At 59.2% G+C, this 20,426-nt stretch carries 20 protein-coding genes and 1 pseudogene; 8 read left to right on the top strand and 13 right to left on the bottom strand.

The genetic code is table 11. The features are described 5' to 3' along the window. Positions 1 to 168: 168 nt before the first annotated feature. Together Thiofri_RS13535 and Thiofri_RS13530 are read right to left on the bottom strand one after the other, a co-directional pair. Positions 169 to 1,983 (bottom strand): sodium:solute symporter family protein, encoded by a 1,815-nt coding sequence (locus tag Thiofri_RS13535; RefSeq protein ID WP_009147213.1) that lies wholly within the window; start codon positions 1,981 to 1,983, stop codon positions 169 to 171. A gap of 12 nt (positions 1,984 to 1,995) precedes the next feature. After that, positions 1,996 to 2,253 (bottom strand): DUF4212 domain-containing protein, encoded by a 258-nt coding sequence (locus Thiofri_RS13530; protein ID WP_009147214.1) that lies wholly within the window; start codon positions 2,251 to 2,253, stop codon positions 1,996 to 1,998. Between the two features lie 478 nt (positions 2,254 to 2,731). Between Thiofri_RS13530 and thrC the strand changes: the two genes are divergently transcribed. The 7 genes from thrC to Thiofri_RS13495 all read left to right on the top strand — a co-directional run bounded on the left by thrC (position 2,732) and on the right by Thiofri_RS13495 (position 10,290). Next, positions 2,732 to 4,117: a threonine synthase gene (thrC, locus tag Thiofri_RS13525; RefSeq protein WP_009147215.1), complete on the top strand. Its 1,386-nt coding sequence runs from the start codon at positions 2,732 to 2,734 to the stop codon at positions 4,115 to 4,117. A gap of 62 nt (positions 4,118 to 4,179) precedes the next feature. Then, positions 4,180 to 5,757, top strand: a complete 1,578-nt coding sequence (locus tag Thiofri_RS13520) for an alpha-isopropylmalate synthase regulatory domain-containing protein (RefSeq protein ID WP_009147216.1) — start codon at positions 4,180 to 4,182, stop codon at positions 5,755 to 5,757. A 51-nt stretch (positions 5,758 to 5,808) separates the two neighbouring features. Beyond that, positions 5,809 to 6,192: a DUF6394 family protein gene (locus tag Thiofri_RS13515; RefSeq protein WP_009147217.1), complete on the top strand. Its 384-nt coding sequence runs from the start codon at positions 5,809 to 5,811 to the stop codon at positions 6,190 to 6,192. 64 nt (positions 6,193 to 6,256) lie between these two features. Further along, positions 6,257 to 7,972 (top strand): potassium channel family protein, encoded by a 1,716-nt coding sequence (locus tag Thiofri_RS13510; protein ID WP_009147218.1) that lies wholly within the window; start codon positions 6,257 to 6,259, stop codon positions 7,970 to 7,972. Positions 7,973 to 8,060: 88 nt separating this feature from the next. After that, a complete protein-coding gene (locus tag Thiofri_RS13505) occupies positions 8,061 to 8,645 on the top strand; it encodes a hemerythrin domain-containing protein (RefSeq protein ID WP_190275766.1) in 585 nt (194 codons plus the stop codon). Continuing rightward, entirely contained in the window at positions 8,642 to 9,721 is a 1,080-nt protein-coding gene (hemH, locus tag Thiofri_RS13500; RefSeq protein WP_009147220.1) for a ferrochelatase, read from the top strand. The genes Thiofri_RS13505 and hemH overlap by 4 nt, the downstream gene beginning before the upstream one ends. A gap of 143 nt (positions 9,722 to 9,864) precedes the next feature. Beyond that, positions 9,865 to 10,290: a gamma-butyrobetaine hydroxylase-like domain-containing protein gene (locus tag Thiofri_RS13495; protein WP_040854603.1), complete on the top strand. Its 426-nt coding sequence runs from the start codon at positions 9,865 to 9,867 to the stop codon at positions 10,288 to 10,290. Between the two features lie 67 nt (positions 10,291 to 10,357). Here Thiofri_RS13495 and Thiofri_RS13490 read toward each other — a convergent pair whose 3' ends face one another. After that, on the bottom strand, positions 10,358 to 11,581 hold the full coding sequence (locus Thiofri_RS13490; protein WP_009147222.1) for an argininosuccinate synthase: 1,224 nt from the start codon (positions 11,579 to 11,581) through the stop codon (positions 10,358 to 10,360). Positions 11,582 to 11,778: 197 nt separating this feature from the next. On the opposite strand from Thiofri_RS13490, the gene Thiofri_RS13485 reads away from it, so the two are divergent. Beyond that, positions 11,779 to 12,594, top strand: coding sequence for a UDP-2,3-diacylglucosamine diphosphatase (locus Thiofri_RS13485; protein WP_009147223.1), 816 nt, complete (start codon positions 11,779 to 11,781; stop codon positions 12,592 to 12,594). Positions 12,595 to 12,643: 49 nt separating this feature from the next. On the opposite strand, the gene ampD is transcribed toward Thiofri_RS13485, so the two are convergent. The 10 genes and pseudogenes from ampD to Thiofri_RS13435 all read right to left on the bottom strand — a co-directional run bounded on the left by ampD (position 12,644) and on the right by Thiofri_RS13435 (position 20,408). Further along, a complete protein-coding gene (gene ampD / locus Thiofri_RS13480) occupies positions 12,644 to 13,225 on the bottom strand; it encodes a 1,6-anhydro-N-acetylmuramyl-L-alanine amidase AmpD (protein WP_009147224.1) in 582 nt (193 codons plus the stop codon). A gap of 43 nt (positions 13,226 to 13,268) precedes the next feature. Continuing rightward, positions 13,269 to 13,730 carry a CBS domain-containing protein gene (locus Thiofri_RS13475; protein ID WP_009147225.1) on the bottom strand — a complete coding sequence of 154 codons (462 nt, stop codon included), beginning with the start codon at positions 13,728 to 13,730 and terminating at the stop codon, positions 13,269 to 13,271. Position 13,731: 1 nt separating this feature from the next. After that, positions 13,732 to 14,082, bottom strand: coding sequence for a P-II family nitrogen regulator (locus tag Thiofri_RS13470; RefSeq protein ID WP_009147226.1), 351 nt, complete (start codon positions 14,080 to 14,082; stop codon positions 13,732 to 13,734). Between the two features lie 52 nt (positions 14,083 to 14,134). Further along, positions 14,135 to 15,639: pseudogene (locus Thiofri_RS13465) on the bottom strand (DUF1538 domain-containing protein). 301 nt (positions 15,640 to 15,940) lie between these two features. Beyond that, entirely contained in the window at positions 15,941 to 16,831 is an 891-nt protein-coding gene (locus Thiofri_RS13460; RefSeq protein WP_040855085.1) for a DUF2887 domain-containing protein, read from the bottom strand. 140 nt (positions 16,832 to 16,971) lie between these two features. Continuing rightward, positions 16,972 to 17,841, bottom strand: coding sequence for an RpnC/YadD family protein (locus tag Thiofri_RS13455; RefSeq protein ID WP_323705229.1), 870 nt, complete (start codon positions 17,839 to 17,841; stop codon positions 16,972 to 16,974). A gap of 395 nt (positions 17,842 to 18,236) precedes the next feature. Further along, positions 18,237 to 18,446: a hypothetical protein gene (locus tag Thiofri_RS13450; RefSeq protein ID WP_009147231.1), complete on the bottom strand. Its 210-nt coding sequence runs from the start codon at positions 18,444 to 18,446 to the stop codon at positions 18,237 to 18,239. Then, positions 18,439 to 18,921: a type II toxin-antitoxin system VapC family toxin gene (locus Thiofri_RS13445; protein WP_009147232.1), complete on the bottom strand. Its 483-nt coding sequence runs from the start codon at positions 18,919 to 18,921 to the stop codon at positions 18,439 to 18,441. The genes Thiofri_RS13450 and Thiofri_RS13445 overlap by 8 nt, the downstream gene beginning before the upstream one ends. A gap of 148 nt (positions 18,922 to 19,069) precedes the next feature. Beyond that, entirely contained in the window at positions 19,070 to 19,477 is a 408-nt protein-coding gene (locus Thiofri_RS13440; protein WP_040854606.1) for a hypothetical protein, read from the bottom strand. Between the two features lie 10 nt (positions 19,478 to 19,487). After that, positions 19,488 to 20,408: a hypothetical protein gene (locus Thiofri_RS13435; RefSeq protein ID WP_051023766.1), complete on the bottom strand. Its 921-nt coding sequence runs from the start codon at positions 20,406 to 20,408 to the stop codon at positions 19,488 to 19,490. Positions 20,409 to 20,426 lie beyond the last annotated feature (18 nt).

The raw sequence follows: 20,426 nt of genomic DNA, 5'->3' as shown, positions 1-20,426 counted from the left end.
GCAGATCGGGCTGCGGCGAAGCGCTGCGGTTTAGAGCCTTCATGATGCGTCGCCACGCGGCTCGCGTCCAGTGGGAGCGGCGCTTTTGTGCGTTGTTGGCTGTCAGGAGGCAAAAAAAAAGCCCCGCACGAGGGCGGGGCTTGCGTTCTCAACAGGAGAGAACAGACATCAGTGATCCAGCGCCGCGCTGATGTGCGGAGCCGCACCTGCGCCGCGTGGCACGCGGACATCCTCGACCAGGGCCTGGATGTTCTCTGGTGGCGCCACCGTCAGGCGAGAGACGATCAGAGCTACAGCGAAGTTGATGATCGCGCCCACAGCTCCGAAGGCGTTCGGCGAGATGCCGAAGAACCAGTTGGGGTCCATGCCCATCATGAATTCCGTGCCGGGGATGAAGAGAATCCCCTTATGCTGGAACACATAGAGCATGGTCACAGTGATGCCCGAGGCCATGCCCCAGATGGCGCCTGTGTTGTTCATGCGCTTGTCGAAAATGCCGAGCATCAGTGCCGGGAAGATCGACGAGGCAGCCAGTCCAAAGGCGATGGCCACGGTTCCGGCCGCAAATCCCGGTGGATGCAATCCCAGCAGACCCGCCACCACGATGGCGCCGGCCATGGCGACACGGCTGGCGTTGAGTTCGGCCTTCTCTGAGATGTCTGGCTTGAAGATGCCCTTGAGCAAGTCATGGGAGATGGCAGAGGAAATGGCCAGCAGCAGACCGGCGGCAGTGGAGAGTGCAGCGGCTAGACCACCGGCGACCACCAGCGCGATCACCCAGTTGGGCAGATTGGCAATTTCCGGATTGGCCAGCACCATGATGTCGCGGTCCACCTTGACCATTTCGTTGCCTGCCCAGCCGAAGCCCTCGGCTTTGGCGGCGAAGTCCTCGTTCTTATCGTTGTAGTACTGAATGCGACCGTCGCCGTTCTTGTCCTCAAACTGCAGCAGACCGGTGGTTTCCCACTTCTTGAACCACTCTGGACGGTCTTCATATTTCAGGTTACCGGTTTCTGTGCCAACCGGACCAATCTGAATGGTATTCATCAGGTTCAGACGCGCCATGGCGCCGACTGCCGGAGCAGTGGTGTAGAGGATGGCGATGAAGACCAGCGCCCAGCCGGCGGAGAAACGGGCGTCCTTGACCTTGGGTACGGTGAAAAAGCGGATAATGACGTGCGGCAGGCCGGCGGTGCCGATCATCAGCGACAGGGTGTAGGCGAACATATTAAGCGTGCCGCCCATTTTCTGTGTGGTGTACTCCTGAAAGCCGAGTTCCATAATGACCTGATCGAGCTTATCGAGCAGGCTCATGCCGGAGGCTACGCCGTTTTCAACATAACCACTACCCAGTCCCAGCTGCGGTAGCGGGTTGCCGGTGAGATTGAGCGAGATGAAAATTGCCGGAATGGTGTAGGCCAGGATCAGTACGCAGTACTGTGCGATCTGCGTGTAGGTGATGCCCTTCATGCCGCCAAGTACCGCATAGACAAAAACGATGCCCATGCCGATGTACAGGCCCACGTCATAGCTGGTCTCGAGGAAGCGCGAGAAGGCGACACCGATGCCTTTCATCTGCCCGATAACATAGGTTACTGAGGCCAGAATCAGACAGATGACCGCCACGATGCGCGCCGCCTGCGAGTAATAACGGTCGCCGATGAACTCGGGGACCGTGAACTTGCCAAACTTGCGCAGATAGGGTGCAAGTAGCAGGGCGAGCAGCACATAGCCGCCAGTCCAGCCCATCAGGAATACCGATGCGCCATAGCCGTTGAAGGCGATCAGGCCGGCCATAGAGATAAAAGACGCCGCTGACATCCAGTCGGCTGCCGTGGCCATGCCATTGGCGACGGGATGAATGCCTTTGCCGGCAACGTAGAACTCGGCGGTGCTCGACGCACGCGCCCAGATGGCAATGCCGATGTAGAGCGCGAAGGTCGCGCCAACGACCGAATAGGTCCAGATCGAGAGATTATCCATGGATGCTTCCCCTTATTCTTCGTCCACACCAAATTGTTTATCGAGCGTATTCATGCGATAGGCATAGACAAAGATCAATACCATGAACACATAAATTGAGCCCTGCTGGGCAAACCAAAATCCGAGCGGATATCCGCCGAGGCTGAAGCTGTTAAGCATTGGTGCGAGTAGAATGCCGAATCCGTAGGAGACGATAAACCAGATCGTCAGTAGGATTGCGAGCAAACCTAGATTTGCCTTCCAATAAGCAGCGCGATTTTCGGGTGTCACCTTGATGTTCCTCCCTCATGAGTGAGGCTTGTGTGAAGCGGGGGCGAGAGGATCGAAAACGCGGCCACCTGGAGGCCAGGCACGGAGCTTTGCCGTTGTGGGTTTGATCCCGCAGGTAAGGATCATGACAATGGCAGAACAGATCAACGGACGATTTCGATCGGGCAGACACCCCCACAGGATTTATTGGGCTTTTTATCGCCAGCGGGTCCTGCCCGGACGCGCTGACGGTGGGGCATTCTCTGGTCTGTGCATACTCCCTGTCAATGCCGCGCTTTATAAATGGTGCGTGGTTGATGGTGCGGACTTTGGTGGGTAATTGCTTGCGCAGTCGCCGGTTGGGTCATCTCGTGGTTGCCCTAGCTCGCACTTTGGCTTAATTTGCACCGCTGAAGCAAAGCCCCTGAGTTGGCCGGCGCGCGTCCTGCTGGAGCTGGCCGGTGCGGTGCCTTGGGGGCGCTAAATGTTTGGGAGTGTTATGAAGTATCTAAGCACCAGAGGCGGTGTGGAGCCGGTCGGTTTTGCCGAGGCGGTGATGATGGGGCTGGCAACCGATGGCGGGCTACTGGTGCCAGAGTCCCTGCCCAAGATCAGCGCTGAGCAGCTCCAAGCCTGGTCGCGCCTGAGTTTTCAGGATCTGGCCTGTGAGGTCATGCGGCCTTTTGTTGGCGAGGATTTATCGGCAGCCGAGTTGCAGGACCTGGTCTATCGCTCCTATGCCAGTTTTCAGCATCCGGACATCACCCCGCTGGCGCAGGCCGGGGAGCGGCGCATTCTGGAGCTGTTTCACGGGCCTACGGCGGCATTCAAGGATGTCGCGTTGCAATTTCTTGGCAATCTGTTTGAGCACTTTCTCGCCCGCAGTGGCGAGCGGCTGAATATTATCGGCGCGACCTCGGGCGATACCGGCTCTGCGGCCATTGCCGGGGTGCGCGGCAAGGAGCGCATTCAGATCTTCATCCTGCATCCCAAGGGACGGGTGTCGCCGGTGCAGGAGCGCCAGATGACCACGGTGCTCGATGACAATGTCCATAATCTGGCGTTGCGTGGCACTTTTGATGACGCACAGCGCATCGTCAAGGCGCTCTTTAGCGATCTTGCTTTTAAGACACGCTATCGTCTGGGGGCGGTCAATTCGATTAACTGGGCGCGTATTCTGGCGCAGACGGTCTACTATTTTTACGCTTGGGGCCGGCTCAGCGGCGGGAATTTGAAGCAAAAAATCAGCTTCTCGGTACCCACTGGCAATTTTGGCGATGTGTTCGCCGGCTATCTGGCTCGGCGCATGGGGCTGCCGATCGAGCGTTTGATTCTGGCCACTAACCGCAATGATATTTTAACGCGCTTCGTGCATCACGGGCTCTATTCTCTCACCTCGGTGCACCACACCTTGAGCCCGGCAATGGATATTCAGGTCGCCTCAAACTTCGAGCGCTATCTCTACTACCTGCTTGATGAGGATGCCGCTGCGGTCAGCGCCCGGGTCACTGCCATGCAGCGCGACGGTCGCATTGAGTTTAGCCGCACGGAGCATCAGCGCGCGGCCGAGGACTTTGTTGCCAGTGCGGTGAGCGATGTCGATACGCTCGAGCAGATGCGCGCGACCTATAGTGGCACCGGTTATCTTCTGTGTCCGCACACGGCCGTTGGGGTGCGTGCAGCCGCACCTTGGCCAGATGCAGTGTGCTTGGCCACCGCGCATCCGGCCAAATTCAACCAGGCGGTGCGCGAAGCTGTCGGTGTGGACGCGCCGCCGCCGCTCTGCTTGCAAGGTCTGCTCGATAAGCCCAGTCGCTGCGAGGAGCTTGCCGCCGACACTTCTGCGGTGCGCGAGCGGCTGAAAACCACTCTGGACGCTCCCTGAGACAGGGCTGGCATCCTGCCCCGTAACGACCCTTACTCACACAGGCCACTCGCCCTGACAACATGACCGCGAACACCAGGCATCTGCAAATTCTCGACACCACGCTGCGCGATGGCGAGCAAACCCAGGGGGTGTCGTTCTCGCGCGATGAGAAGACCAACATCGCCAAGGTGTTGCTGGAGCAGGTGCGGGTGGATCGCATCGAGGTGGCTTCGGCGCGCGTGTCGGAGGGCGAGCAGAGCGCGGTGGCGGCCATGATCGACTGGGCGCGCGAACTCGGACTGGACCGGCGCATCGAGGTGCTGGGCTTTGTCGATCATGGCAAGAGCGTCGACTGGATTCGCGCCGCCGGTGGCTCGGTGATCAACCTGCTGGCTAAGGGTAGCGAGAAACATTGCCATACCCAGCTCGGAAAATCCCTGACCGAACATGCCGCCGATGTGCGCGAGACCGTGCAGATTGCCGCTGGACAAGGGCTTGATGTCAATCTGTACCTAGAGGACTGGTCGAACGGCTATGCGGATAATCCGGGTTATGTGTTTGAGCTAATGGGGTTGTTGCAGGACGCTGCCATCGGCCATGTCATGCTGCCAGACACCCTGGGGGTCATGACACCGGAGCGGGTCCATGCCGCCATGCGCGACATGATCGAGCGCTTTCCCGGCTGTCGGTTTGATTTTCACCCCCATAACGACTACGGCCTAGCGACCGCCAATGTGCTCGCCGCAGCGCGGGCTGGTGCGGCGGCCGTTCACTGCACTGTCAACTGCTTGGGTGAGCGCGCTGGCAATGCCTCCCTGGCCGAGGTGGTGGTGAATCTGCGCGACCAACTCGACATCGAACTTGGCATCGACGAAACCCATCTGGTGCGCGCAAGCGAGCTGGTGCAGTATTTTTCCGGCAAGCGGGTGGCGGATAATGCACCCATCATTGGTGGCGATGTCTTTACCCAAACTGCCGGTATCCATGCCGATGGCGACAGCAAGGGCCGGCTCTATCACACCAAGCTCTCGCCGGAGCGTTTCAGCCGCCGGCGTACCTATGCTCTGGGCAAGCTGAGCGGCAAGGCGTCGCTGATCAAGAATCTTGAACGTCTCGACATTCGTTTGTCCAAAGACAATCAGCGCAAGGTGCTTAAACGAATCGTTGAGCTGGGGGATTCTAAGAAAACGATCACCGCCGATGATTTACCCTTTATCATCGCCGAGGTGCTCGAGAGTAAGGACTATGATCATGCAGAGCTTCTAGCCTGCAATGTGTCCAGCAGCCTGGGGCTTGAATCCACTGCCAGCATCAAGCTGTGCATCGATGGGGAGCTTCTGACCGCAGCTGGCAGCGGCAATGGCGGCTTCGATGCCTTCAATAACGCCCTGGCGCGCATCGTCAAGCGGCTTGGCCTGACTTTGCCGACCCTGGCGGACTACGAGGTCCGCATCCCCAAGGGCGGGCGTACCGATGCCCTGACCGAGTGCACGATCAGCTGGTCGGAGACCGGCGGGGCAGGGAAGGGACGCGAATTCAAAACCCGCGGCGTGCATGCCAATCAGGTGTTTGCCGCCATTGGCGCGACCATGCGCATGCTCAATCTGGTGCTGCAATGGGCGCAACCGGGGCGCGAAGAAGCGGAGCACGCGGCCTGAGCCTGAGCCGGCGCGCGTTGCATTGTCCATCATCGAAGGGGCCAGCTTGGCATGAATCTGGAAAAAGTCGTCTTCGGGTTTTTCATTTTTCTGGCGTTGACGCTGAATTTCGGCTTCTTCGTCGGCGAGATCGATAATCCCGATCACCATCACCTGCGCGAATTCGTCATCCTGTTCATCGTCAATGCCGTGGCCTTGATCATGAAGATTGGGGATCGCAGTCAAGTCGATGCCATGCTGCTGGCTACCGGCCTGGTCGCGATGCTGCAACTGGTGGGTGCGGCCATTATCTGGATTCTGGCAGCCCATGTGTGGGAATCCGGCATGACAGCCAGCGTCATGGCCAGCATCGTCTCACTTGCCGGAGGCGCTATGGTGGCTAATATCATCTCTGTGGTGCTTTTGATTGCCGAAACCGTGATGCTGAGGCGCTGAGGCAAGCGGCGAACCGCCTTTCCAATCGCGGCCTGAATGCTCGCCGCCCTGTGTCCACGCCCCCATGGATAACATCTATTTCCTCATTCTGCGGCGCATGCGCAAACCGCTGCTGGCCTTGGTGACGGTCTACAGTGTTGCGGTGTTCGGGCTGGTCCTGATCCCAGGGCGGGATGCCGACGGTACTGTCTGGTATCTGGGTTTCTTTCATGCCTTTTATTTTGTCAGCTACATGGCCACCACCATTGGCTTTGGCGAATTGCCGCGCGAGTTCAGCGATGCGCAGCGGCTTTGGACGGTGTTCTGTATCTATTTAACGGTGACCGTGTGGATCTACTCGGTCGGCTCGCTGATTGCGCTGCTGCAAGACGAGAGTCTTCAGCGCGCGCTAGCGGAAAGACGCTTCGCGGCGAGTGTTAAGCGCATTACTACGCCCTTTTTTCTGATCGTTGGCTATGGCCAGACCGGTCGCGACCTGGTGCGGGCACTGACTAGCGAGCGTCGCCGTGCCGTCGTCATTGACATTGATCGCGAACGCCTTAACGGTCTGCAACTCGAGAAGCTGCGCGAATTCGTTCCCTCCCTGCAGGCCGATGCGCAATGCCCGGATGTGCTGCTGAGTGGTGGTCTGCGCCACCCAATGTGCCAGGCGGTGCTCGCTCTGACCTCCTCTAACGAGGTCAACCTTAAGGTGGCGCTGGCAGCGAAGTTGCTGCATCCGGAGGTGACCATTATCGGTCGTTCGGATTCGCACGACATCTCGGCGAACATGCTGTCGTTTGACACCGACTATGTACTCAATCCCTTTGAGATCTTCGCGCTCTATCTGCGCGTCGCCCTGACCGCGCATTGTCACACGGTGCTTAATGACTGGCTCGGTGCCCTGCGCGGAGCGCAGCTCGGCGAGCCGCGCAAGCCACCGAGCGAAGGACGCTGGATTCTGTGCGGTTTTGGTCGCTTCGGCAAGGCGGTCTATCGTGAGTTGAGCCCGGGCGGCACCGAACTCATGGTCATCGAACAGAGCCCCGAGCACACCGGCACGCCGTCGACCGCCTGGATTCACGGCCGTGGCACCGAGGCTGAAACCCTGGAGCAGGCCGGTATCCGCGAGGCGGTTGGCTTGATTGCCGGCACCGATAACGATGCCAACAATTTGTCCATTATCATGACCGCGCGGGTGCTGAATCCGGAGCTGTTCGTGGTGGTGCGCGAAAATCACATGGTCAACGAGGACCTCTTTGCCGCCGTGGACGCGGACATCCGCATGCACCCCAGCCTGATTGTCGCCAATCGCATTCGCACCCTGCTCAGATCACCGCTGCTCGCCAGGTTTTTTGACCTCGCACGAGACCAGAACGAGGAATGGGCCTGCGCCCTGGTCAGCCGGGTGGCCGCGATGATTCAGGAACAGGCGCCCGAGGTTTGGGAATTTGGCATTGACGGCGATGATTCGCCGGCCTTGATGGATGCGGCCGATCTCGGGCTCAAGCCGCATCTGGTCGATCTGCTGAAAGACCCGCGCGCGGTTGATGCCAGTTTGTCCGCCATTGCGCTGCTGCATCAGCGTGGCACTCGGCTCGACTTGTTGCCCGACCCTCATGGTACCCTTATCCAGCCCGGCGACCGACTGCTATTTTGCGGCAGTGCCTCGGCACGCACGCGCATGCGGTGGAATCAGGTCGATATTGACGTTCTGAGCACGACCCTGGGGCGTCCGCCGCAAGTCGGCTGGTTATGGCGCCAGCTGCGCCCGCATCTGCCCGCGCGCTGGCAGACCTGATGCGGTCGATGAATCGCCAGGTTGTGGCGGATCGGCCAACTGGTGACAACCTAGTTGCAAGCGACGGGAGAACCCGATGAGTGCCCTGATGAATCGGTTAACGCGGGATCATCGCCGCTTCGCGCGCATCATGGCGCTGCTTGACGCGCTGGTTGCGCGTTTTCAAGGCGGCGATGAGCCGGACTATGAGTTGATGTGCGAGATGTTGGAATATGTCGTGGACTATGCGGACCAGGTTCACCATCCGAGCGAGGAGCTGATCTTCACTGCCCTGCGACAGGGGCTGGGCGCGACAGCATCGGGACCTGAGATGGATCCATCGGCGCTGGCTCTGGCCATCACCGAGTTGAGCGACCAGCATCGGCAGCTCGAGGACACGAGCCGAGCTTTTCGTGACGCACTCGAGGGCATTGTCCACGGGGAAGTGCTGTCACGTGATGCGGTGGCTGGGCAGGGGCAAGCGTTGATTGCACTAATGCGCTCTCACATCGCCGATGAAGAAGCTCGGGTGTTTCCCGTTGCACGCACCATGCTAAGCGCGGACGACTGGTCGCGGCTCGAGCAGCAGGCACCGAGTGCGGCCGATCCGGTTTTCGGGCAGCTCGATCCGCTGCGCTTTCGCACTCTGTATGATTATCTCAAGGATGAAATTGACCCCGAGGATGCCGCATGAAATACAAAAATATCGTAGATTTTCAGCATGATATGCCAGAAAAGCTGGGCGTGCTGATGCTCAATCTCGGCACCCCGGATGCACCCACACCCAACGCTGTGCGCCGCTACTTAGCCGAGTTCCTCAACGACCCGCGGGTGGTCGAAGTCCCACGCCCGCTGTGGTGGTTCATTTTGCACGGTGTCATCCTGCGGGTGCGCCCGGCGCGTTCCGCGCGCGCTTACCAGGCCGTGTGGACTGATCGCGGCTCGCCGCTACTCGACATTGCCCAGCGCCAGGCCACCGGTCTGCAGGAACGCCTCAGCCAGCGCATCGGCTCAAAGGTGCGTGTCGAACTTGGCATGCGCTATGGCAATCCGTCAGTCAAACAGGCACTCGAGCTGCTCAAGGCCGACGCGGTGCGCCGCCTGCTGGTCCTGCCGCTTTACCCCCAGTACTCTGGCACCACCACGGCATCCAGTTTCGACGCCGTCACCGAGGAGCTCAGCACCTGGCGCTGGCTACCGGAAATACGCTTCGTCAATCACTATCACGACGAGCTGGCCTACATTGACGCCCTTGCGAGCAGTGTCCGCCGCGCCTGGGCCGAGAAAGGCGAGCCCGAGCGTCTGCTGTTCTCCTTTCACGGTATCCCGAAGCGCTACTTTACCGCCGGCGACCCCTACCACTGCCATTGCCACAAAACCGCGCGCATGGTTGCCGACCAGCTTGAGCTGGACGAAGATCGCTGGCTGGTCTCCTTCCAGTCCCGCGTCGGGCGCGACGAATGGCTGCAACCCTATACCGATGAAACGCTCAAACTCTGGGGCAGCGACGGAATTAAGAGCGTGCATGTTATTGCCCCCGGTTTCTCTGCTGACTGCCTGGAAACCCTGGAAGAAATCGCCGTCGAAAATCGCCGCTATTTCATTGAAGCCGGCGGGGAGAGCTACTACTACATTCCCTGCCTCAACGATGCACCCGAGCATCTCGACATGCTGGCGGCTTTGGTTGCCCGCCACACCTGCGGCTGGCCAGAGATGCAGGCCAGCGGCGCGGCCTGTCCGCATTTAGTCAAAATGGCCGCAGTCGGCTAGCGAAGTGTATTTCTGTGAAACCGCACCCCGGCAGTCAACTTCTCGGGGCAAATTCAGGCGCTGCCGCGCGATTCCCTTAATCGCAACTCCATCTTCCGGGATGGTTTCGCACAATGAATGTTAGATCACTTGAGCCCAATGTGATGGAGACGAACCCCCGCCCAACCGACATCCAGTTGCACAGCCAATCCCGCGTGCTAGAACTCATTTATGATGATGGCGCCCATTTTCGCCTGCCGTGCGAATATCTGCGGGTCTACTCTCCCTCGGCCGAAGTGCGAGGGCACACGCCGGATCAGGCCAAGCTGCAGATAGGCAAAGAGACTGTGAATATCACCAATCTGGAGCCTATCGGCAACTATGCGGTGAAGATTTTCTTTGACGACGGGCATAAGTCCGGGCTGTTTGACTGGGCTTATCTCTACAAGCTCGGGCGTGGCTGGCAGCCGCTGTGGCAGGATTATTTGCAGCGACTGCGCGATGCTGGACGCACGCGCGCGGGTGAAGATCCTTTTGATCAATTGCAGGCGCGCGCCGAGGCGCCCTCTGAACTGCCGCAGAGGCATTAGCCGCGCTGGCGCGGTCAGCGTCAGTCCCGACCGCGCCCATGAAGAGGCCCCGCTTGAGCTTTTGAGCTTAAAGCCGCCCCTTGCGCCCAGCCACGCGCAGGCGAAGCGCATTGAGCCGAATAAAACCGGTTGCATCGCCCTGATCATAAGCGCCGGCGTCTTCTTCGAAGGTGGCGATGCTGGTATCGAACAGACTGTCACTTGCTGAGCGCCGGCCGGTGACCATCACATTGCCCTTGTAGAGCTTTAGGCGCACCTCGCCATTGACCACCGACTGGGTCTGGTCAATCGCGGCCTGGAGCATGTTCCGCTCCGGGCTGAACCAATAGCCGTTGTAGATCAGGCTGGCATAGCGAGGCATCAGCTCGTCTTTCAGGTGCGCCGCCTCGCGGTCGAGCGTGAGCGATTCCATCGCCCGATGCGCCTTCAGCATGATGGTGCCGCCGGGGGTCTCGTAACAGCCGCGCGATTTCATGCCGACATAGCGATTCTCGACAATGTCGGCGCGGCCGATACCATGCTCGCCGCCAATGCGGTTGAGCTCCGCCAGCACCTGCGCCGGGCTCATGGGGTTGCCGTCGATGGCGATGATGTCGCCGCGCTCAAAGCGCAGTTCGATCTCCTGCGGAGTATTCGGGGCCTCTTGCGGGTCGCGCGTCCAGCGCCACATGTCGGCACCAGGCTCGACCCAGGGGTCTTCCAGATCATAGCCCTCGTAGGAAATGTGCAGCAGGTTGGCGTCCATGGAGTACGGCGACTTGTTACCCTCGCGCTTCATCTCCACCGGAATGCCATGCTGCTCGGCGTAGGCCAGCAGCTTCTCGCGCGAGAGCAGATCCCATTCCCGCCAGGGCGCGATGATCTGAATCTCCGGATTTAGCCCATAGGCGCCGAGTTCAAAGCGCACTTGGTCGTTGCCTTTGCCGGTGGCGCCGTGGGAGATGGCATCGGCGCCGGTCTCGCGCGCAATCTCCACTAAGCGCTTGGCGATCAGCGGGCGGGCAATGGAGGTGCCGAGCAGGTATTCGCCCTCATAAAGCGCATTGGCGCGGAACATGGGGTAGACGAAATCGCGCACAAATTCTTCGCGCAGGTCGTCGATGTAGATCTCCTTCACCCCTGCCGCCTGCGCCTTGGTGCGCGCGGGCTCTAACTCTTCCCCTTGGCCGATGTCGGCGGTGAAAGTTACCACCTCGCAGTCATATTCTTGCTGTAGCCATTTCAGGATGACGGAGGTGTCGAGGCCGCCGGAGTAGGCGAGCACGACCTTGTTAATCTGTGTTGCGGGCATGCAAAGGCTCCGTGAAAAGTGATTGACCGAATAACCGCCATTATTGCATGACCGCGCTTTCTTGAGCCGGGCTCGCGCGTCTTAACCAGACCTTCACAACACCTCAACGGCTTTGCAACAAAGCTCGGTGACCATAGCCCGCAGTTTTTCACTGCGATGCGGATGCCGGCGCGCTTTCAGTCACGAGGGGGTTAAGAATGAGTCAGGTTGAGGCCTTGCGGCCGCTAAGATATCGCACCATCTGGATTTCGGATGTGCATCTGGGGTTTCGAGGCTGTCAGGCGGAGTTTCTGCTCGACTTTCTGCGTGCGACCGCCTGTCGGCAGCTGTATCTGGTTGGTGACATCATCGACATGTGGGCACTGCGCAAAGGGCTTTACTGGCCGGATGCCCACAATCAGGTGGTGCAGGCGGTGCTGGAAAAGGCCCGCAACGGCACGCAGGTCACCTATGTACCAGGCAATCACGACGAATTACTGCGCGGCCATCTCGGCGCGGAATTCGCCGGTGTCGCCATCTGCGATGAACTGGTGCATACCACAGTCGATGGGCGTCGCCTGCTGGTGCTGCATGGCGACAAGTTCGATCAGGTGGTGCAAAACGGCCGCTGGCTGGCCATGCTGGGCGCGACCCTGTACGACACCGTGCTGGCGATTAGCCAGCCGGTGCATCGCATCCGCCGCCGCTTGGGGCTGCGCTACTGGTCGCTGGCGGCCTTTCTCAAGCACAAGGTCAAGAACGCCGTCAATTACATCGGCAACTTCGAGCAGGCGGTGGCCGCCGAGGCACAGCGGCATCAGGTTGACGGCATGGTTTGCGGCCACATCCATCATGCCGAAATGCGCGAAATTGAAGGTGTCAACTACTGCAATTGCGGCGACTGGGTCGAAAGCTGCACCGCACTGGTCGAGCACCATAACGGTCGCATGGAGCTACTGCGCTGGACGGAGATTCGCGAAGTGCTCGGCCGCAATGACAACATTGCCCCTCAACCCCTGGCCGAAGCAGCCTGAGGCGGCTGATCCCAAATCCGCAGACTCAACTTCATTTGCCCAAAGCCAATCACCCAAAAACACTATCCAAATACCGAGCCCAATCAAAGCAAGGGCCAGGGTCCGTCTTGCGCCCAGGCGCGATATGCTCATGCCCGACAACACGTCCCGGCCCGATACCCGGAAAGCCGCGCAAAATCACCTCGGTGACGCCAATCAGCCGCGCATACTGCGCATCGGTAAAGGGCGTCTCATCCGTCCCTTCAAGCTCAATCCCAATCGAAAAATCATTACAGTCCGCGCGCCCGCCAAACGCCGAGGCCCCCGCATGCCAGGCGCGCGCGCGCAGATCGACAAATTGGATCAGCTCCCCATCGCGGCGGATCAGCAGATGAGCCGATACCCGCAGGTCGGCGATGGTCGCAAAAAATGGATGTTGCGCAGGATCGAGCTGATTGAGAAATAACTGCGCGATCCCAGGTCCGCCAAAATCACCCGGCGGCAGGCTGATATTGTGAATTACCAGCAGATCGACAGGCATGCCCGGCGGGCGCTCATTATGATTGGGCGAAGGGCAGGGGCGGGCAGCCGTCAGCCAGCCGCGCGACAGGGGATGATCCGGCATTGGCTTGTTCATGGTCTCGTCGGTCATGGCTGGCAACAAGCGCAGGGACTCTGGATGCCTGGTCCCGCTATCAGGGCGTCGGCGTCGTGCGCTCCAGCATTCCCTTCACCACCAGATCGGTCAGGCTCACAATACCCACCACCTCGCGTTGGTCCACCACGGGCGCGCGCGAGAGTTTGAAGCGGGCAAACAGCCGCGCGCAGTAGCGGATGTCCATCTCCGGTGGCACGCTCAGCAGGGGTTTGGACATAATTTCGTAGATATTCACTCGCTCGGCGGGGCGATCGCGCGCCAGCACCTTGCGAGCGATGTCTGACATCAGCACCATGCCGAATTCATCATCGGCATGGCGCTTTTTAACGATCAGACACTTGGTCTCGACGTGCACCATGCGCGCCAGTGCCTCAGCGACGGTGTCCATGCCATCGACGATATCGAAGTCGCGTTTCATCACATGGCGCACCCGAACGATGGGCGCCTCAGGCGCCTGGGATTCGGGCGAAAGGGAATCGGAAATGGCTTCTTCAGTCACGTTAAATCTCTTTCTCGACGGTTTCTGACAGGCGTTCGACCTGATGGCGAATGCCGACGGCATCCTCGACATCGATCTGAAAGGCAATGCCGCAGCCGGGCTTGTCCTCAAAGCCGGCGACCTCGGCGATGGTCTCCAAAATCTTGCGGCTCAGATGTTCTTCCACCAGCAATAACAGCAGGTCGCGCGGAGCATCGAGTGTAAGCCCGAAGAATGTCTTCTGCTGCTCGAGGCCCTCGCCGCGTGCCTGGCTGATCACGGTGGAGCCGGTGGCCCCAGCCCCGCGCGCGGCCTTGAGCACCTTCTCCGTCTCTGAGCCCTGCACCAGGGCAACTATGAGTTTGAAATGCATGGCAGTGGCAATCCTGAGTGGTTCTGGCTCTGAGTTTTTGTTGCAGGAAAACTTAGCGGTGGCTGCTGCGGTGTGCGAGCCATTGGCCCATCTGAGCGTAGCCCATCACGGCCATGATCGGGAAGAGGCTGGCGAAGGCAATGAGACCAAAGCCATCGAGTAGCGGATTGCGCCCGGGAATGTTAGACGACAGCCCTAGGCCAAGCGCCGTGACCAGAGGCACGGTGACCGTGGAAGTCGTGACGCCGCCCGAGTCGTAGGCGAGGGCGATGATCATCTTGGGCGCGAATCCGGTCTGGATCAATACAATGACATAGCCGGTGATGATGTAATAATGCAGTGGGGTGCCGGCGACGATGCGATGGGCACCCAGGGCGATACCAAAGGCGACCCCCAAGGCCACAGCCAGGCGCAGCCCGAGCGGGCGAATGGCGCCAGCCGAGACCTGTTCGGCCTTGAGCGCCACCGCGATCAGCGACGGCTCGGCAATGGTGGTAGCAAAGCCGAGCGCGAAGGCAAACAAATACACCCACAGATAGGCCTTCCAGTGCGGGCCGCCCTGAGCCGCCAGGCTATCGAAGCCGAGAAAGGCGGGCGCAGTCAGTTGCTCGGCCATCAACCGGCCGAGCGGGAAGAGAGCGCTTTCCAGTCCAGCGATAAAGAGCGCCAGCCCCAGCAGCACCATTAAAAACCCCAGTGCGACGCGGCCAGGATGGGCAATGGGCCGGCGCAGCACCAGCACCTGAAAGCCAATGAGCACCGCCAGAATCGGCAGCACATCAACCAGGGTGCCGCAGAGCGGAATGATGTCTTCAAAAGGGCACAGGCTGGCGGTCATATCAGCAATCCATAGCCCATCACAAAGATCATAGGCGTCAGCGAGGCAAAGGCGATCAGCCCGAAGCCGTCAGTCAGCGGATTGCGGCCCTCGATGCTGGAGGCCAAACCCACGCCCAAGGCCGCGACCAAGGGCACAGTGATGGTTGAGGTGGTCACGCCACCGGAATCATAGGCGATGCCGATAATTTCGCTCGGTGCGACCAGGGTCATCAGTACCACTCCAAGATAGCCGCCAATGATCAGCCATTGAATGGGCCAGCCACGCAGAATGCGCAGCACGCCAATGACAATGGCCAGGCCGACGGCAACCGCAACGCTGTAGCGCAGGCCATCGGCATAACGGGCGAGCGCGGCAGGCTCATCGGCGATCATGCCACCCTCGGCGACGATGGTCGCGGCCTCGTCGGCCACCGCGATCAGCGCCGGCTCGGCGACCGTGGTGCCAAAGCCGAGCGCAAAGGAAAAACACAACAGCCAGAACACACTGCCTTTGCGCGCGAAGCCCCAGGCCATCATCTCCCCGAGCGGAAAGAGCCCCAGCTTCAGCCCCTCAATGAACAACGTCAGCCCCAGCACGACGAACAGCATTCCCAGCAGTAGCGCAGGCAGATCCGGCAGTGGCTGGCGCAGCACAAGCAATTGAAAGACCGCGATCAGCAGCACAATGGGTGCGAGATCGCGCAGGCTGTTGCCAAGCGGGCGAAGAATTGCAAACACAAAAGTCTTGAACAACAGGGCGCTCGGGGTCAGAGTGAAAGTGCGGCGACCAGCGAGATCGCGTTCCGGTTTTGTGAAATCCGGGGTAAACATCGTATCACCGCAACGGATCGATCTTAAAAGGAAGTGTTTCGCTGGACGAGGGTGTTTTCGGTCTAGGGTGTTGCAACTGATCCGGCTTGGCTCACATAGTGAGCTAGGTCTCTGAGCAAGCGTCTCAAGCGGCCCCACCTTGTTAAACTCCGAAAATTTGTGATCCGGCGGAATTTGCTAGCCTGGCTTGAAAATAATCCGATCCGAATCAATGAGGCTCGCCCTCGCCACCGAGCAAATCCTCAACGCTGGTTGCATCAAAAATGCCATCAAGCCAGCGATCGAGCTGCGCCTCGGGTGCTGCGGCGATGTGCTGCGCGGCCCAAGGTGGCAGCGAACCGAAGCGGCGGGTTAGCTGGCGGTGCAGGGTGATGGCCTTGCCCTCCGCCTTGCCCTCCGCCTTGCCCTCTGCCTTGCCGTCAGTTTTGCCCTTCTCCTCACCCTCAGCAAAGATGGACTGATACGCCTTCGTCTCCTGAATCGGAGTGACCAGATTTAACATTGTCCAGATCTCCTTCGCGGTCTTGCCACGAAAACGTTCAAAAAACCAGAACTCCAGTACGTTCGACAGCGTCTCGCGCGTGTCTTCGTCAACTGGTGCTTGCTGGATGGTTTGCCACAGAACCGAGGCACGCTCGGTCAGCTCGGCATCGCTGTCGATGATTAGCGGCGCGAACACCGCCACGAATGGGTTGTCCGGTTCGCGCACAAGCAGGTCGCGCAGAAAGCTGTCGAGTGCGACACAGCGAATCGGCGAGCCTTGTTTATGCACCCAGCTTGGCTGGTCGGGAATATCGGCCGCGCGCAGAAACACCGCAATGCCCAGCACTTCCCGTTCGGGGTGTTCTTCGCCGTAGAGTCCGATCTTGGTATTGAGATTGTACAGCGCCTTGGCTGAGGGCTGAGCTTGGAATTCCACCACATAGGTGGGGCCGGCATGCCCGTCAGGTTCGACCAGCCCATCGAGCCGGCGCTCGATGCCTTTGATGGTCAGCGAGCAGGCTGTGTAGGGGCCGTTCAGCACCAGGCCGCCGGTGAGCACCCGGAAGGCTTCAGGGCCGCTGCGCAGGAAGAGATAAATCGGGTGATCGGTCTTCATGGGCGCGGGATTGGTTGTGGCCATGGGAGTTTCGCCGGGTACCTGCCTGCCGGCGAACCATGAGTTTTTTAGCACCCGCAGCTTCAGCTCATAGCACCGCAAAGCGGCGATGGTGTGAGTGATGACGGCAGGTCAGAACGTCAGTGGAAAATGGTCTCGGGCGTCTCGGCGGTGAGGATCCGCCTCGACCACTGCAACAGTTTTTCAGGTTCGGCGGTCTCGATGCGCTCACGGTGGGCGGCGATGGATTCCGAGCCGAATTTTTCTTCCAGCTGCATCATCAAAATCGTGGCTTCGCCCTGCTGCATGCCCTGCTCAATAAACCGATCGGCAAACGCGCTCATGGTCTCGATCTCCTCGGCATAGTCTTGTTGGTAGTGCTGGCGTTCATTCTCGTCAAGGTTGGCATAGATGTCGACAAAGTCGAGATATTTGATCTGGCGCTCGCGGTCGGGTTCCAGCGTGCGCAGGCCGCGCACCGCTTGGGCGTAGACCTCGACCTTCTCCTCGGGCGCATAGTGCATGTTGGGCAGATTCAACCGCGCCACCAGATTGGGGCTGTCGAAATAATCGCGCGCCTTGAGCCCAAAGAGCGGCCAGGCCAGATAGCTGAAGTGCAGATACACCCGCGTGTCACTGCCCAGGCTGAGGCTCTCGCGGAAGTGTCCGGGGTGCAGGAAGATCACCACCGGCACTACCCGCTCTGTCTGGTAGAGTTCGGCGATGTCCACGCAATAGTGGATCAGGCGGTGGATGGAGAAGCGCCCGGGCTCGGTTTCTTCCTCGAACACAAACAGCAGTGCCTGGCGGTGCCCGTCGGGCCATTCCAGCAGCAGCGGCACGTCGAGTTCGCGAAAGCGTTCGCCAAGACGTTCCTTCAGCTGTTCCTCGCGCAGCGGCAGGATGCGCACGTCATCGCCCAGCCGCGCCGCTTCGCTCGCGGCGGCAAACTCAATCGCCTGGCGTGGGTAGTCGAGGATGAGGTTCTTGAAGTTCTGGTCGTGGCTCATCGGGGTCCCATATCCGCGTGCCGCTATTAGCCATCCGGGGCTTGGCGCTCATCAAGCGAGTCTAACCGATTCACTTCGACAGCGGCAGGCTCCCGATAGGGTTTGGCCGGCATCGGCGCGCACCGCAGCTTGAGGGGGTTGACGCGCGAAATATATTCGAGCCTGGCACCAAATTTCCTTGAGCCTGGCACCAAATTTCCTTGACCGGAATTACACGGGACTGGACAACTAGGAAAATCGCTATCTAGCACTTCGTCATCTGGTATTTTCAACACGGGGCGCCAAGTCCCCAGGCAGAACGCGCCAGTCGATCTGGGCGTGAATGGCCGGGAACAGCAGCGCGAGGAACTCGGAAAACAACCGCTCCAGCGCTTCTTTTTTCCATTTGTTCTTACTTACCTTTGATTAAAAAACCGGGTCCGCTGCAATGCTGAGTCAGGCAAATGTCTACACTTGACAGGAGGAGCTAAAACTTCGAAGCCCGCAGCTTTTAGCCTAGCCTCCCCATGTTGTATATCTTTAAATAGACCGTTAAGATCGTTGCCATACTTAATGCCAATTGCGTCTTTGATAGCATGGACTTCCATCATAATTTCGTCAGTCATCAATATTTTCTCCAAGAAGTTCTTCCGGGGTACAAATAATCGGGAGAAACAATCCGAGTTGCTCAAAATATTCTGCAATCTTTTCCTGAATGACTGGATTGGCAATATGACGGCAATTCCAAGTCAAAAGAAAATCAACGCGATGCAGAGTTGAAACAGTAATATGAAGCGCGTCCTCAATGGCTTTGGCAGGAATAATACCTTGTTCAATAAGCGATTCTGCCAAGTGGATCATCTCTTGCGTTACCGCGAGAACGGACATCCCCTCAAGGGTGGCAAGCCGCCGTTGTGCAGCTATCGGATCACCAGCTGCGCACTCTTGCCAGACGAGCTGAGAAATAACCAGGTCATAGTCGGAACGCAAATCCCACCAGGCCAGAGTGATTTGCTGATGAGCTGCGCCAATAATGGTTTTGCTAGGGCGTGCAGTCAGATAGCTGATGACGGAGGTTTCAATGTATATTTTCCGCTTCATCAATTGAGTTTATCGTTTTTACTGCCAGAATTCCAATTCCCGCGTCAGCAAATCAGTTAGCTGCGCTTTGATTTAAAGTTGACTTGAGAAATGAATTCGTGCCCGGCCCCTTTGATTATGGTGTGAGTGATGACGGCAGGTCAGAACGTCAGTGGAAAATGGTCTCGGGCGTCTCGGCGGTGAGGATCCGCCTCGACCACTGCAACAGTTTTTCAGGTTCGGCGGTCTCGATGCGCTCACGGTGGGCGGCGATGGATTCCGAGCCGAATTTTTCTTCCAGCTGCATCATCAAGATCGTGGCTTCGCCCTGCTGCATGCCCTGCTGCATGCCCTGCTGCATGCCCTGCTCAATAAACCGATCGGCAAACGCGCTCATGGTCTTGATCTCCTCGGCATAGTCTTGCTGGTAGCGCTGGCGTTCATTCTCGTCAAGGTTGGCATAGATGTCGACAAAGTCCAGATATTTGATCTGACGTTCGCGGTCGGGTTCCAGCGTGCGCAGGCCGCGCGCCGCTTGGGCGTAGACCTCGACCTTCTCCTCGGGCGCATAGTGCATGTAGATTCGCTTAGTGATCTCGGCGCTGCTTGGCCAACCAGGCTTCGATGGTGGCGGAATCAAGTCCCTTGAGCCGATCCTCCGGATCGTAGCGATTGAGCACCTCCTCCGCATCAAGCCCCTTAAGCCGATCCTCGGGGGCGTAACATTGCAGGACTTCTTCAGGGTCAAGCTCGCTCAGCGCGCTCTTGAGCCATTCGCGGGCATCGCGGTGCATGTCGTCTTGCGTGTAGGCCATGTGTCCTTCTCCCAGGCGAAAATAACCAATGAGATTGTGCAGGTGAATGCCGATGTCGCTATGCGAGCGATAGCTGGCATAGGCCGCGCGCCAGTGGGCTTCATCGGTGGCGAACAGGCCCCAGGGCGCATTGCGCGGGTGGGGCTCGAGCTGGTTGATGACGACCAGGCGCATGTCGCGGGTGCCAAAGCGCAAGCGATAGATTCCCGCTTTCTCGGTTTTTTGACAACTGCCCGGTCGCAGTTGTTTGACCAATTGGCGCGGAAAGCGCGTGGCAATGGCGTAGCAGCGGAAGTCTTTGGCCGGTAACAGCCGGTAGTGCTCCTTGGGCTCTTCGAGCGGTTGGTCAGGGTCTGACTGACGCTCGCGTAGGGCGCGCAGGGAGGCGACTTTGCGGTAGGTAACCGAATGACTGAGCAATTCTTCGGCAGACCAGGCGCTGAAGGGCTCGTCGGCGGCTTTGAAGCTCAGCAGGTTGTGCTTGGTCAGGTCTTCCAGTCCATCCGGGCAGTCTTCAGCAGGTCTGCTGGTTGCCTGCGCGGATTGCCCCTGCTCAATGATGAGCACATCCAGGCGCTGACTGCGCAGCGCGAGTTCTTCCTCGGTGCTGACCTGGTAGGGTAACCCGCTCAGGGCGTCCGCCAGGGCTTGTCCTAAAAGTTTGTGCCAGGGGATGCGTTGGTCGCGATGCATGGCAGGAGTTTAGTCGAT

Origin of the sequence: Thiorhodovibrio frisius, from assembly GCF_033954835.1 — a bacterium.
Classification (GTDB): domain Bacteria; phylum Pseudomonadota; class Gammaproteobacteria; order Chromatiales; family Chromatiaceae; genus Thiorhodovibrio; species Thiorhodovibrio frisius.
Note: the sequence above shows the minus strand (reverse complement) of the source record. Positions and strands in the feature narration are given on the sequence as shown.

Excerpts from the sequence above, each read along its gene's own strand:
- Thiofri_RS13535 (WP_009147213.1), bottom strand. The coding sequence starts at position 1,983 with ATGGATAATCTCTCGATCTGGACCTATTCGGTCGTTGGCGCGACCTTC.
- thrC (WP_009147215.1), top strand. The coding sequence starts at position 2,732 with ATGAAGTATCTAAGCACCAGAGGCGGTGTGGAGCCGGTCGGTTTTGCC.
- Thiofri_RS13520 (WP_009147216.1), top strand. The coding sequence starts at position 4,180 with ATGACCGCGAACACCAGGCATCTGCAAATTCTCGACACCACGCTGCGC.
- Thiofri_RS13515 (WP_009147217.1), top strand. The coding sequence starts at position 5,809 with ATGAATCTGGAAAAAGTCGTCTTCGGGTTTTTCATTTTTCTGGCGTTG.
- Thiofri_RS13510 (WP_009147218.1), top strand. The coding sequence starts at position 6,257 with ATGGATAACATCTATTTCCTCATTCTGCGGCGCATGCGCAAACCGCTG.
- Thiofri_RS13505 (WP_190275766.1), top strand. The coding sequence starts at position 8,061 with ATGAATCGGTTAACGCGGGATCATCGCCGCTTCGCGCGCATCATGGCG.
- hemH (WP_009147220.1), top strand. The coding sequence starts at position 8,642 with ATGAAATACAAAAATATCGTAGATTTTCAGCATGATATGCCAGAAAAG.
- Thiofri_RS13495 (WP_040854603.1), top strand. The coding sequence starts at position 9,865 with ATGGAGACGAACCCCCGCCCAACCGACATCCAGTTGCACAGCCAATCC.
- Thiofri_RS13490 (WP_009147222.1), bottom strand. The coding sequence starts at position 11,581 with ATGCCCGCAACACAGATTAACAAGGTCGTGCTCGCCTACTCCGGCGGC.
- Thiofri_RS13485 (WP_009147223.1), top strand. The coding sequence starts at position 11,779 with ATGAGTCAGGTTGAGGCCTTGCGGCCGCTAAGATATCGCACCATCTGG.
- ampD (WP_009147224.1), bottom strand. The coding sequence starts at position 13,225 with ATGACCGACGAGACCATGAACAAGCCAATGCCGGATCATCCCCTGTCG.
- Thiofri_RS13470 (WP_009147226.1), bottom strand. The coding sequence starts at position 14,082 with ATGCATTTCAAACTCATAGTTGCCCTGGTGCAGGGCTCAGAGACGGAG.
- Thiofri_RS13460 (WP_040855085.1), bottom strand. The coding sequence starts at position 16,831 with ATGAAGACCGATCACCCGATTTATCTCTTCCTGCGCAGCGGCCCTGAA.
- Thiofri_RS13455 (WP_323705229.1), bottom strand. The coding sequence starts at position 17,841 with ATGAGCCACGACCAGAACTTCAAGAACCTCATCCTCGACTACCCACGC.
- Thiofri_RS13450 (WP_009147231.1), bottom strand. The coding sequence starts at position 18,446 with ATGACTGACGAAATTATGATGGAAGTCCATGCTATCAAAGACGCAATT.
- Thiofri_RS13445 (WP_009147232.1), bottom strand. The coding sequence starts at position 18,921 with ATGAAGCGGAAAATATACATTGAAACCTCCGTCATCAGCTATCTGACT.
- Thiofri_RS13440 (WP_040854606.1), bottom strand. The coding sequence starts at position 19,477 with ATGCACTATGCGCCCGAGGAGAAGGTCGAGGTCTACGCCCAAGCGGCG.
- Thiofri_RS13435 (WP_051023766.1), bottom strand. The coding sequence starts at position 20,408 with ATGCATCGCGACCAACGCATCCCCTGGCACAAACTTTTAGGACAAGCC.